12 protein-coding genes are annotated in these 12571 nt (G+C 73.5%); 7 read left to right on the top strand and 5 right to left on the bottom strand.

Annotated elements, in window-relative coordinates:
* Positions 1 to 5 precede the first annotated feature (5 nt).
* Positions 6 to 143: a 50S ribosomal protein L34 gene (gene rpmH / locus JQN72_RS04345; protein WP_204133938.1), complete on the bottom strand. Its 138-nt coding sequence runs from the start codon at positions 141 to 143 to the stop codon at positions 6 to 8.
* 414 nt (positions 144 to 557) lie between these two features.
* Here rpmH and dnaA point away from each other — a divergent pair, with 414 nt between their 5' ends.
* The 6 genes from dnaA to JQN72_RS04315 all read left to right on the top strand — a co-directional run bounded on the left by dnaA (position 558) and on the right by JQN72_RS04315 (position 7834).
* Positions 558 to 2114, top strand: coding sequence for a chromosomal replication initiator protein DnaA (gene dnaA / locus JQN72_RS04340; RefSeq protein WP_204134038.1), 1557 nt, complete (start codon positions 558 to 560; stop codon positions 2112 to 2114).
* A gap of 746 nt (positions 2115 to 2860) precedes the next feature.
* Positions 2861 to 3994: a DNA polymerase III subunit beta gene (gene dnaN / locus JQN72_RS04335; RefSeq protein ID WP_204133937.1), complete on the top strand. Its 1134-nt coding sequence runs from the start codon at positions 2861 to 2863 to the stop codon at positions 3992 to 3994.
* A gap of 96 nt (positions 3995 to 4090) precedes the next feature.
* Entirely contained in the window at positions 4091 to 5167 is a 1077-nt protein-coding gene (gene gnd, locus JQN72_RS04330; protein ID WP_204133936.1) for a phosphogluconate dehydrogenase (NAD(+)-dependent, decarboxylating), read from the top strand.
* Positions 5168 to 5175: 8 nt separating this feature from the next.
* Complete coding sequence (recF, locus tag JQN72_RS04325; protein WP_204133935.1) at positions 5176 to 6498, top strand: DNA replication/repair protein RecF; 1323 nt, start codon at positions 5176 to 5178, stop codon at positions 6496 to 6498.
* Positions 6491 to 7057 carry a DUF721 domain-containing protein gene (locus JQN72_RS04320; RefSeq protein ID WP_204133934.1) on the top strand — a complete coding sequence of 189 codons (567 nt, stop codon included), beginning with the start codon at positions 6491 to 6493 and terminating at the stop codon, positions 7055 to 7057. The genes recF and JQN72_RS04320 overlap by 8 nt, the downstream gene beginning before the upstream one ends.
* A gap of 9 nt (positions 7058 to 7066) precedes the next feature.
* Positions 7067 to 7834, top strand: a complete 768-nt coding sequence (locus JQN72_RS04315; RefSeq protein ID WP_204133933.1) for an enoyl-CoA hydratase-related protein — start codon at positions 7067 to 7069, stop codon at positions 7832 to 7834.
* 25 nt (positions 7835 to 7859) lie between these two features.
* Here JQN72_RS04315 and JQN72_RS04310 read toward each other — a convergent pair whose 3' ends face one another.
* The 4 genes from JQN72_RS04310 to JQN72_RS04295 are packed head-to-tail and all read right to left on the bottom strand — an operon-like array spanning position 7860 to position 11000.
* Complete coding sequence (locus JQN72_RS04310; RefSeq protein WP_204133932.1) at positions 7860 to 8717, bottom strand: hypothetical protein; 858 nt, start codon at positions 8715 to 8717, stop codon at positions 7860 to 7862.
* Complete coding sequence (locus tag JQN72_RS04305) at positions 8714 to 9334, bottom strand: hypothetical protein (RefSeq protein WP_204133931.1); 621 nt, start codon at positions 9332 to 9334, stop codon at positions 8714 to 8716. The genes JQN72_RS04310 and JQN72_RS04305 overlap by 4 nt, the downstream gene beginning before the upstream one ends.
* A 14-nt stretch (positions 9335 to 9348) precedes the next feature.
* Entirely contained in the window at positions 9349 to 10692 is a 1344-nt protein-coding gene (locus JQN72_RS04300) for a WXG100 family type VII secretion target (RefSeq protein WP_204133930.1), read from the bottom strand.
* Positions 10689 to 11000 carry a hypothetical protein gene (locus JQN72_RS04295; RefSeq protein WP_204133929.1) on the bottom strand — a complete coding sequence of 104 codons (312 nt, stop codon included), beginning with the start codon at positions 10998 to 11000 and terminating at the stop codon, positions 10689 to 10691. The genes JQN72_RS04300 and JQN72_RS04295 overlap by 4 nt, the downstream gene beginning before the upstream one ends.
* Positions 11001 to 11097: 97 nt before the next feature.
* Between JQN72_RS04295 and JQN72_RS04290 the strand changes: the two genes are divergently transcribed.
* Entirely contained in the window at positions 11098 to 12549 is a 1452-nt protein-coding gene (locus JQN72_RS04290; protein ID WP_204133928.1) for a protealysin inhibitor emfourin, read from the top strand.
* The last annotated feature ends 22 nt before the right edge of the window (positions 12550 to 12571 follow it).

The following is a 12571-nucleotide window of genomic DNA, read 5'->3' as shown; positions in this document are numbered from 1 at the left end:
CAGCCTCAGGCGGAGAGCTGCGCGCGGCCCTTGCGACGCCGGTTGGCGAGGATGGCGCGGCCGGCGCGGGTGCGCATCCGGAGGCGGAAGCCGTGCGTCTTGGCGCGGCGGCGGTTGTTCGGCTGGAAGGTCCGCTTGCTCACGATCGTCTCTTTCGCACTGAGCGGGCCCGAGGGGGCCCGGTGGTCGGGGGAGCCTGGTCGGCTGTCATCGGAGGCCCGTGACCGGTCCCACCCACGGGTCGCGGTGGTCAAGGACAGGCGAAAACAGCCGACGAACAGACCGCCTTACGGTACCGGAGGCCGAGCCGGGCGACCAAACTCGGACGTCGCTTCGCCACGAGGCGGCCGAACCATCTACCATCGCACGGAGCATCGTCCAGCGCGGGCAGCGACACACGGGGTGTCGCCGTCGTTGGGGAACCCGGCCCAGCGGTTCTCGTCCACGTACCCACAAGCTGTGGACAACGGTGTGGACAGGTCGCATCCCGCTGTGGTGCGGCGCAGTGATTGGCGAGCGCCGAGAGGAACAGGGGAGACACCTTGCCGGACCAGATGATGGCCGAGCTGTGGCAGGCCACCCTCGAGGCCCTCGACGAGGACGGCATCGCGGTCCAGCAGCGCGCCTTCCTCTCCCTCGCCCGGCTCGTGGGCCTCCTCGACGACACCGCGCTCATCGCCGTCCCCAACGACTTCACCAAGGACCAGGTCGAGACCCGGCTGCGCGACCGCGTCACCCAGACCCTCAGCGAGCGGATCGGCCGCGACGTCCGGCTGGCCGTCACCGTCGACCCCGCCCTGGCCGAGGCCCCTGCGACGGTGCCGGACGGCGGCGACGAGGGCCACGCCGAGCGGGCCGCGAGCCGGCGACGGGCGATCGACGACCTCGACCTCGACGACGACACCGACCCGGGCGACTACGTCGGCCGCCAGGACACCCCGGTGGGCGGCGTCGTACCCCTGCCGTCCGCCGACGGCCGGTCCACCAACGGCGTCGACACCACGGACTCGCTCGACGGCCTCGTCGAGGTCCCCGGCGCCCGGAGGCCGCGCCCGGGCAGCAGCCAGCCCGAACAGGTCGAGGTCACCCGGCTCAACGCGAAGTACACCTTCGACACCTTCGTCATCGGCGCGTCCAACCGCTTCGCACACGCCGCGGCGGTGGCCGTCGCGGAGGCGCCGGCCAAGGCGTACAACCCGCTGTTCGTCTACGGCGACTCCGGGCTCGGCAAGACGCATCTGCTGCACGCGATCGGCCACTACGCCCGCGCGCTGTTCGGTGGGGTCCGGGTGCGGTACGTGAACTCCGAGGAGTTCACCAACGACTTCATCAACAGCATCCGCGACGACAAGGCCGCGAACTTCCAGCGCCGGTACCGCGACGTCGACGTCCTGCTCATCGACGACATCCAGTTCCTCCAGGGCAAGGTGCAGACGCAGGAGGAGTTCTTCCACACCTTCAACACGCTGCACAACGCCGGCAAGCAGGTCGTCATCACGAGCGACGTCCCGCCCAAGCTGCTCACGGGCTTCGAGGCGCGGATGCGCAGCCGGTTCGAGATGGGCCTGCTCACCGACGTCCAGCCCCCCGACCTCGAGACGCGGATCGCGATCCTGCGCAAGAAGGCGATCCAGGAGCGGCTCAGCGTCCCCGAGGACGTCCACGAGTTCATCGCCTCCCGGATCTCCACGAACATCCGCGAGCTCGAGGGTGCCCTGATCCGGGTCACCGCGTTCGCCAGCCTCAACCGCCAGCCGGTCGACATGAGCCTCGCCGAGATCGTGCTGCGCGACCTCATCCCGGACGACTCCACGAGCCAGGTCACGCCGGCGACGATCATCGCCCAGACCGCCGCGTACTTCGGGCTGACGATCGAGGACCTCCAGGGCCAGTCCCGTTCCCGCGTACTCGTCACGGCGCGGCAGATCGCGATGTACCTGTGCCGTGAGCTCACCGACCTCTCGCTGCCGAAGATCGGCCAGCAGTTCGGCGGTCGTGACCACACGACCGTCATGCACGCAGAGAAGAAGATCCGCCAGCTCATGGCCGAACGCCGCGCCATCTACAACCAGGTGACCGAGCTGACGAACCGGATCAAGCAGCAGTCGCGCTGACCCACCGCCTCCTCCCCCGCGCACGCCGCGCCGGCCAGCACGTCCTCACCGGCTCGCGCCCGAGGGGGCCGTCGTGAAGTCCGCCGGCTTCGTCCACCTTCGGTCAACAACCTCGTCCACATCACGCCGTGTACGGCGTCCACCGGTCGTCCACACGTTGTCCACAGGCCGTGTGGAACCTCCGTCCAAGCCCCCGCGCCAACACTCTCCGGACCACATCGACGACACGCCGGGCGCGACACTCCGCGTCCAGGGTTCGACACGCGCGTCCACGCCCTGGGCACAAGCCTGTGGACAAAGCCCCCACCAGAGGCCTCCTCCACCAATCCCCACCCCGTTGTCCACATGACCCTGTGGACGGCTGTGGACGAGCGGTCGAGCACCGTGGACGACCATGGCGTCTCCGGTGGACGTCGTGTGAACGCCGGATGTCCGTCAACAGGACGTGGCCGTCCTCCACGGTCCGCCCACGAGGTCCTCCACATCCCGGACGCATCGGATGACCTGCACGGACACCGCACCGTCCACAGCATCCACAGCTCCTACCACTGTGACGAGACCTGGAAGGAGAGGAGTCCACCCCGATCACGACCCGGCTGGGCCGCCCCGGACGACCGAGTACCGGAGCGGCACTGGTTGCACTAGTGTCATTCCCCCGTCACCGGATGTCCTCGCACGCCCGCACGCGGGGAAGACCCAGCACGACTCACGGGTGCGCGAGCGCGCACCGGATAGGGCGGTATGCCGTGAAGTTCCGCGTCGAGCGCGACGTCCTGGCCGAGGCGGTCACCTGGGTGGCCCGCGGGCTGCCCGCGCGCCCGCCGGTCCCGGTCCTCGCGGGCATCCTCCTCGAGGCCTCCGACGACGGCACCCTGACCCTCTCGGCCTTCGACTACGAGGTCTCGGCCCGGATCAGCGTCGCGGCCGACGTCGCGGAGGCGGGCACCGTCCTCGTCCTCGGTCGTCTCCTCGCCGACATCTCCCGCAACCTGCCGGACCGTCCCATCGACGTCCAGGCCGAGGGCAGCAAGGTGCAGGTCACGTGTGGCGCCTCCCGGTTCAGCCTCCTGATGATGCCGGCCGACGACTACCCCACCCTGCCGACGAGCCCGGAGCCCACCGGCCAGGTCGACGGCCACCTCTTCACCCAGGCGGTCGCCCAGGTCTCGGTCGCGGCCGACCGCGGCGACACCCTCCCGATCCTCACCGGCGTGCGCGTGGAGGTCGAGGGAGACACGATGACCCTCCTCGCCACCGACCGCTACCGCCTCGCGATGCGCGAGCTGCACTGGAACCCCACGGCGACGGATGCCAGCCACGTCGTCCTCGTCCCGGCGCGCACGTTGTCCGAGACGGCGCGCAGCCTCGGCGCGAGCGGGTCGATCGACGTCGCGCTCGGTGCCACCGCGGGCGGGGACGGGCTCGCCGGCTTCGAGGCCGGCCGCCGCCGGACCACCACCCGTCTCCTCGACGGCGAGTACCCCAAGGTCGCGTCGATCTTCCCGACGTCGTCCGAGACCGAGGCGGTCGTCAAGACCTCCGAGCTCGTCGAGGCCGTCAAGCGCGTCGCGCTCGTCGCCGAGCGGAACACCCCGGTGCGGCTGCGCTTCGGCGACGACCAGGTGGCCATCGAGGCGGGCACCGGCGACGACGCCCAGGCGTCGGAGGCGGTCGAGTGCGTCCTCACCGGTCCCGAGATCGAGATCGCGTTCAACCCCGGCTATCTCCTCGACGGCCTCGGCGCCGTCGGCACCGACTGGTCGCGGATCTCGTTCACCCAGGCGTCCCGCCCGGCGGTGCTCACCGGCCAGGCCGAGCAGGAGAGCGAGGCCGACACCTCGTACCGGTACGTCCTCATGCCGGTGCGCTACGCGTCCTGACCCGTCCGCGGTCGAGGCCGGCGGCTCCACCGGTCCCCGGTCGGTGAGTAGCCTGCAGGACAACGCACGCGTCACCGACGAACCAAGGAGCCTCTGATGCAGCTGGGACTGGTCGGCCTCGGGAAGATGGGCGGCAACATGCGCGAGCGGCTGCGCCGCTCCGGGCACGAGGTCGTCGGGTACGACCGCAACAAGCAGGTGTCGGACGCCAGCAGCCTCGCCGACATGGTCAAGAGGCTGGACGCCCCGCGCGTCGTCTGGGTCATGGTCCCGCACGGTGCCCCCACCCGCGACACCGTCACGGCGCTCGGTGACCTGCTCGACAAGGGCGACCTCGTCATCGACGGCGGCAACAGCAAGTGGACGGACGACGTCGAGAACGAGGCGCTGCTCAAGGACAAGGGCGTCGGCTACGTCGACTGCGGTGTCTCCGGCGGCATCTGGGGGCTCGAGAACGGCTACGGGCTGATGGCCGGCGGCACGAAGGCGAACGTCCGCAAGGCGATGCCGATCTTCGACGCCCTCCGCCCGGAGGGGCCGCGCGAGGAGGGCTTCGTCCACGCCGGCAAGGTCGGCGCCGGGCACTACACGAAGATGGTCCACAACGGTATCGAGTACGGCTTGATGGCCGCGTACGCCGAGGGCTACGAGCTGCTCGTGAAGAAGGACATCGTCGACGACGTCCCGGGCGCCTTCAAGGCCTGGAGCCGTGGCACGGTCGTCCGGTCCTGGCTGCTCGACCTCATGGTCGCCGCCCTCGAGGACAACCCCACCCTGGACGACGTCTCCGACTACACCTCCGACTCGGGCGAGGGCCGCTGGACCGTCGAGGAGGCCATCGAGCTCGCCGTGCCGATGCCGGTCATCAGCGCCTCGCTCTTCGCGCGGTTCGCCTCCCGGCAGGAGACCTCGCCGACGATGCAGGCCGTCGCCGCGCTGCGCGGCGGCTTCGGCGGCCACCAGGTGATGACCGTCGCCGAGGGCGAGAAGCTGCGCGCCGAGGCGAGGTCCGGGGTGCGCAGCGCGGACGCCGCGACGAAGAAGGCCGCCCGCAAGGAGAAGGCACCGACGAAGAAGACCGCCGCGAAGAAGGCGGCGAAGGCGGCCAAGGCCGGGCCCGCCTCCCCCGGGCGCTCGGGCTCCACCCGCACGCGCGCCGCGAAGAAGGGCTGACCCACCGGGTGCACGTCCGGCACCTGTCGGTCGCCGACTTCCGCAGCTACCCGGTCGCCGAGCTGCCGCTCGAGCCGGGGGTCACGACGCTCGTCGGGCTCAACGGCCAGGGCAAGACGAACCTCGTCGAGGCGGTCGGCTACCTCGCATCGCTCTCGAGCCATCGGGTCGCGACGGATGCCCCGCTCGTCCGGTTCGGTGCCCCGAGGGCGGTCGTGCGGGGGGCGGTGGTCAGCCGCGGGCGTGAGACGACGGTCGAGCTCGAGATCACCCCGGGGAAGGCGAACCGGGCGCGGCTGAACCGCTCGCCGGTGCGGCCGCGTGAGGTCCTGGGCACGCTGCGGACGGTGCTGTTCGCGCCGGAGGACCTCGCTCTTGTCAAGGGCGACCCCGGCGAGCGCCGGCGGTTCCTCGACGACCTCCTCGTCGCGCGCCAGCCGCGCTGGGCAGGGGTGCGCCAGGAGTACGACCGGATCGTCAAGCAGCGCTCGGCCCTCCTGAAGTCGGCCCAGCCGTACCTGTCACGGCGTGGCCGGGGGCGGCGGCCGCGCCCCGGGTCGGAGTCGCTCGACCCGGCGTCCGAGGCGGCGTCGGCGCTGCACACGCTCTCGGTGTGGGACGACCAGCTGGCCACGGTCGGCTCGCAGCTGCTCTACGCGCGGCTGCGGCTGCTGCGCGACCTCGTCCCGTACCTCGCGAAGGCCTACGACGAGGTGAGCAACGGCCAGTCGGACGCCCGGGTCGCCTACCGCTCGTCGCTCCGCGAGCCGACGGCCGCGCGGGTGGCGTCCGGGGAGGTCCCGGAGATCCCCGAGCTGCACGCCGAGATCGTCGACTCGCTCGCCGAGGTCCGCGACCAGGAGGTCGAGCGCGGGGTGTGCCTCGTCGGGCCGCACCGCGACGACATGGTGCTCACCCTGGGCGAGCTCCCGGCGAAGGGGTACGCGAGCCACGGTGAGTCGTGGTCGTTCGCGCTCGGGCTGCGGCTCGCGGCGTTCCAGCTGCTCCGCACCGACCTCGGCGACGACCCGGTGCTCGTCCTCGACGACGTCTTCGCCGAGCTCGACTCCGGCCGGCGCGAGCGGCTCGCGGCGATGGTCTCCGACGCCGAGCAGGTGCTCGTGACCGCCGCGGTGCCGGAGGACGTGCCGGAGTCCTTGACGGGCCGGACGGTCCCGGTCACCCTCGGAGCCGTGGGCGGCCCCCCGGACGACGCACCCGATACGGCGGAAGAGGCACCGGCCGAGGCGCCGGGCGACTCGTCCGCCGACGTACCGGAGGACGCCCCCGCAGGCTCCGAGGAACCACCCGAGGACACCGCCGATGCCTGACCCCTCCTCGACGGACCCGTCCTCGACGGGCCCGCCCGAGCCCGAGACGCCCGCGCCCGAGGCGTCCGACCCCGCCGTGCCGGCACCGGCGGAGGCACTCGCCCGGGCCCGGGCCGCCGCCCGCGCCAAGGGGCTGCGCCCCGGGCTCAAGCCACGCCGCCGCGCCAAGGACCTTCCCGGCGGCTCGCGCCGGGACGGCGGCCGCGACCCCCAGCTGCTCGGCGACCAGATCGACCGCTTCGTCTCCGAGCGCGGATGGGGCGCCGACGTCGCCGTGGGGTCGGTCATCGGGCGCTGGCCGCAGATCGTCGGCGAGGAGGTCGCGGCCCACAGCACGCCCACCGACTTCGTCGACGGCGTCCTCACCGTCCGCGCCGACTCCACCGCGTGGGCCACCCAGCTGCGGCTGCTCGAGTCGAGCCTCATGGCACGCCTCGCCGCGGACGTCGGCGAGGGCACGGTCACGGCGCTGCGGGTGGTCGGCCCGAGCGCACCCACGTGGTCCCGCGGCCGGCACCGCGCCCAGGACGGCCGCGGCCCCCGCGACACCTACGGCTAGGGTCGCCCCGTGGCCGACGACGCAGACGACACCGGGGACGCACCCCTCGTCCACCGCGAGGACACCGACCGCATCGCGGTCCTCACCCTCGACTCCCCGGGCAACCGCAACGCCCTCTCCCGGCGCCTCGTCGCCGACCTCGTCGGCCACCTCGACGCCCTCGGCACCGACGAGTCCGTGCACGGCGTGCTGCTGTGCTCGAGCCACCGGGTGTTCTGCGCCGGCGCCGACCTCAAGGAGGCCGCCGAGGTCGACATGGTCGAGACCGCGCGCGGGCTCATCGACCTCCAGCGCCGGATGGTCGCGCTCCCCGTGCCGGTCGTCGTCCGGCTCGACGGCCCGGTGCGCGCCGGCGGCCTCGGTCTCGTGGCCTCGGCCGACATCGTCGTCTGCCGCGACGACGTCACGTTCGCGCTCACCGAGGTCCGGCTCGGGCTCGCGGCCGCGACGATCTCCATCCCGCTGCGGCACCGGCTCACGGCCCGTGCGGCTGCCGACTGGTTCCTCACCGGGCGGACGGTCAACGCCGCCGAGGGGCGCGAGGGCGGGCTCGTCACGCACGTGGCCGACGAGACGGGGATGGACGCCGCCGTGGCCGCCGTGCTCGACGACCTGCGGGCCGGCACACGGCAGGGGCTGAGCATCGCCAAGGGCATCCTCACCGCCGACCTCCTCGCCGACTTCGACTCCGACGGCGACGTCATGGCCCGGATCTCCGGCGACCTCTTCCACTCCGAGCTGGCCCAGCGGCTCATGGCCGCCGCGGTCCGCCGCTGAGCGGACCGGCAGACCGTCCGGGCTGTCAGCCGGCGTCGGACGCGACGAAGGCCGCGAGCACCTCGCGCACCTGTTCCACCGGCACCGGCTCGAGCTCGACGCCCGACCCGCCACCGAGCCGGGCCCGGCCGAGCCACGTGCCGGCGGGCCCGCTGAAGACCCCGAGCATCGGCGGGTGCTCGTCGCCCGGGACGCGCAGCACGAGGTCGGCGCGCAGCAGCGCCGCACCGAGGGTCTCGAGGAGCTCGCGGGGCGGGGCGGGGTCGTCCGCGGCCGGCAGGAGGACCGGGTCGCCGTGGCCGTCGCCGGCCTCCGGGTGCAGCGCCCACCCGGCGAGGGTGTCGACGACCGACTCGCCCCGGCTCACGTGGAAGGTGTGCAGGCCGGTCGCCGTGACGTGCTCCTCGAGGACGACGTCCGCCGCGAGGTAGGCGTACCGGTACTCCTCGCCGAGCGAGGTCGTGCGGGAGACGGCGACGGCCCGCTCGGCGCCGCGGCGCAGGGCGAGGACGTGGGAGAGCGACTCGGGGACCCGGACCGGCACCTGCACGTCGTCCGGCCCTTCGGCCTCCGCCTGCCGCACGGCCTCGGCCTGCTCCTCCGGGGTCGGGGCCTCGAGCAGCCCGCGCGCGACGAGCGAGCGGTAGGCGGTCCGGACCGCCACGTCCCGGTGCTCGTCGGACATCTCGCCGAGCACGGGGAGGACAGCGAGATCGTCGAGGCCCGCGACGACCGCGAGCTCCTCGTCGGTGAGCCGTCCGACGGTGAGGGGTCCGGAGCCGTCGGGCTCGGCGGGGCCCGCCGTCTCCCCTGCGGCGTGCGGGTCGGAGGTGGCGTCCGGCCCTGCGCCGGAGCGGGTCCCGGGCTCCCAGCCGTCACTCATCCGTCGTCTCCTCCGGTCCGGCGGCCCTTCGGCCGCAGGGCGGACCACGTGGCACTCCCCCCGCCGAACACGGGTGACTCGGGGACCGGCGCGGCGATCTCGACGTGGTCGGCCTGGGCCTGCAGCAGCACCCCCACCGACCGGCCGCCCTGCACACCGGGAGCCGCGACGGCGGCGGCGAGGGCCCGCAGCTCGTCGGGGGTCCGGCTCTGGTGCGAGTCGCCCCCGACCGCCAGCGGGACGCGGACCGGACGCCCGGACCGGCCCCTCGCCTCGAGCGCGGCAGCCGGACCGCGGTGCACGACCTCGACCCGGGCACCCTCCTCCATCGGGACCCGGGTGGCCGGGCGCCACAGGTACTTCTGCACGAGGGCGGCCGGCCGGCCGGCCATGGCCGGCTCCAGCCACACGCGGGAGACCATCGCGAGCGGCGTCAGCACCATGAGCACGAGGACGGCCAGCACCCAGCCGCGGCTCTCCGGACGGGTCACCAGCGCCCACCCGCCGATGCCGAGCGCCATGACGGCGCTCCCGACGAAGATCCACCGGTCGATGCCGGCCGAGGACATCCGGCCGAGGACGACGCGTTCACCGGCAGCAGGCACGTGGTCGGTCATGTCCGTCATCGTCGTCAGAAGATGCCGACCTTGTCGAGTGCACCGCCGAGGCCGGACGCCGCGCCCGAGAGCATGTCTCCCGCGGTGTCGGCGGCTCCCGAGAGCCGGTCGCCCGCCCAGTCGGTGGCGGAGTCGACGGCGTTGCCGATGTCGGCCCCCCGGTCGCCGACCCAGGACGCCGCCGACCCGGCGAAGTCGCTGATGTCGTCCCAGTGGTCGTAGACGAAGTTCCCGGCGGTCCACAGCGTGTAGGCGGTGACGGCGGTGGCGGCGATGCCCCAACCGACGGGGTTGCTCGCCATGAAGGCCGCCGCACCTCCGTACATCGCGGCGCCACCGAGGAGCCCGGCCGCGCCGGCCGCCCCGGCACCTCCGAGCACGCGGGTCGCGGTGCCCCGGGAGCCGTCGTAGCCGCCGCCCGTGATCGCGTCCATCGTGCCGGTGGCGATGGTCAGCGGGAGGAACGCCTTGCCTGCCGCGGTGCGGGCCCCGACCAGCCACGTCGGGGTCTTCCCGAACTGGAACACACCGGCCGCCGTCTCGAGCCCCTCGGCGGCACGCACCGCCCGGAGGAACGCCGACGCGTCCCCGGCGCCGGTGGTCAGCCAACGCACGGCCTGGCCGTAGGCGAGGCCGCCGCGGACCGCGTTGCCGTAGAACGACGCGAGGGCGGAGAGCTTCGTCCCGGCCTTCCACACCCCGAGCAGCGCTTTGACCGTGACCGCCGCGCCGCCGACGAACCCGAGGCTGCCGAGGATGTCCCAGGTGTCCTCACCGGCGTCGTGCCGGCGGCGGATCTCCTCGACGGTCGTGCGCAGGTCCTGCGGGAGCTCCACCGTGCGCAGCGCCTCGGCCAGCGTGTGATCGGCGAGGACGGCGTCGTCGACCGCCCGGCCGACCTCGCCGGCGATGTGCCGGGCCTCCTCCTCGCGGGCCGTGCGCTCGCGGTCGAGCTCGGCCTGCACGCGCGCGGCGTCCTCCGGGGCGTACAGCACCGGCTGGATGGGCGGCGGGACGACACTGCCGTCGTCCATCACCTGGTAGCCGCGGCCCGCGTCGTCGTCCCGGATCCAGATGAGCGAGGAGCGGGCCGTGGCGATGGACGTCGCTCCCGTCTCGAGGGCGGAGCTCACGGCGTCCAGGGCCGCGACGAGGTCCTTGCCGGTGTCCCGTTGCGAGACGACGGCACGGTGCGCGGCGTCGGCGGCGACGCCCTGCCATCCGTCGGAGAGCGTGTCGGCGGCGGACTCGAGGTCACGGACCCGGTCGAGCAGCGTGTCGGCGGCGGTGGAGACCTCGGTGCCGGCCGTGGTGACGGCGTCCGGGTTCCAGGCGAGGACCTCGGCGACCGTGGTCATGGCGTCGGCCCTCCGAGCCGCTGGACGCGTGCCGCGCTGCGGGCGTCGTCCTCCGCGTACTGGTCGGCGCTCGCGGTGACGTCCTCGGCGGCGCCGGCCACCCGGCCGGCCCACACGGCGACCGCTGCACCGAGCTCGAAGGAGGCGTCCGGGACGCGGCCCGCGGTCTCGGACCGGGGCAGCGCCGCCGCCACGGCGGACAGCGGGGTGGCGACGTCGATCTCGCCCGCGCTCTCGGACGTCGTCGTGATGTCGGTCGCCACGCCCCGGACCGCGCCGAGGTCGACGGTGAAGGAGGTGTCACCCATGGCTCGACGCTAGCGGCGCGCCCGCGACCGGACCACGGGGAGAACTCCCCCGCACGCTCGGGCGCCCTGTGTGGGTGCGGCCGTGCATCGTGGACACATGACCGCTCACACACCGTCATGCACCATCGTCCCGCCCTACGTGCTCACGGCACTGGCCGCGTCCCAGGACCCACGGGTGCAGGGGCCGGCCGAGTCCACCCTCCTCGTCGACGAGCAGCTGCGCCGCGGCCGGATGACCGCCGAGGTCCGCCCCGAGGGGCTCGTCGAGCGTCCGGCGCTCGACCCGGGAACGCCGGAGTCCCCGCAGCGCGCCGTGTACGACGCCGAGCAGGGCACCACGCTGCCCGGCGTCCTCGTCCGCGGCGAGGGCGGCCCGGCCACCGGTGACGAGGCCGTCGGCCAGGCCTACGACGGCCTCGGCGACACCTGGACGCTCTGGCGCGAGGCGTACGACCGCAACTCGCTCGACGACAAGGGCCTGCCGCTCCTCGCCACCGTCCATTACGGCCGCGACTACGACAACGCCTTCTGGGACGGCACCCAGATGGTCTTCGGCGACGGCGACGGCGTCGTCTTCCTCGGCTTCACCCGCAGCCTCGACGTCATCGGTCACGAGCTCGCGCACGGGGTCACGCAGTACACCTCCGGGCTCAACTACCGCGACCAGTCCGGGGCGCTCAACGAGTCGGTCTCGGACGTCTTCGGGGTCCTCGTCAAGCAGCGCGTGCTCGGCCAGACCGCGGAGGAGGCCGACTGGCTCGTCGGCGCCGAGCTCCTCGCGCCGGGCGTGCAGGGCGTCGCCCTGCGGTCGATGGCCGCACCGGGTACGGCGTACGACGACCCGCGGCTGGGGACCGACCCGCAGCCGGCCCACATGCGCGACTACGTCGAGACCACCGGTGACAACGGTGGGGTGCACATCAACTCGGGCATCCCGAACAAGGCTTTCCACGACTTCGCGGTCGCGGTCGGTGGGTTCGCGTGGGAGGTCGCCGGCCAGGTCTGGTACGACACGGTCACCGGCGAGATCCGGGCGGACTGCGACTTCGAGACCTTCGCCGGGCTCACCCTCGCCGCGGCCACCGCCCGGCACGGCGACGGATCGCCCGTCGTCGAGGCGCTGCGGGCCGCATGGGCCGGGGTCGGCCTCGGCCCGGACGCCGCGGCCGGCGACGGCCCGGCGGACGAGGTGCCGGGAGACATCGAGCTCGACGGCACCGATGTCGGGGACCCCGGCGGGGCGGGTGCCGACAGGCCGTCACCGCACACGGAGGTGAGCGTGCGCCGCACCGGCGGGGTGGCGGGCATCGTCCTGGAGCGCACGGTGGTCATCGGCGACCTCCCCGACCCCGACCTGCACGCCTGGCAGGGGTTGCTGGTGCAGGGTCGCCTGTCCGGCATCGCCGAGGCCGCCCAGGGCAGGCGTGAGGTGCCGGATGCGTTCCACTACTCGGTGTCCTCCCCCGTGCACCCGGGGGCCGTCGAGCTCCCGGAGCCGGTGCTCGACGACGACGTCCGGGCGCTGTTCGAACGCACCCTGGGGTTCTGAGCAGACCCCCGGGCCGCCCGGG

It is taken from the genome of Phycicoccus sp. CSK15P-2, from assembly GCF_016888005.1.
Classification (GTDB): Bacteria; Actinomycetota; Actinomycetes; order Actinomycetales; family Dermatophilaceae; genus Phycicoccus.
Note: the sequence above shows the minus strand (reverse complement) of the source record. Positions and strands in the feature narration are given on the sequence as shown.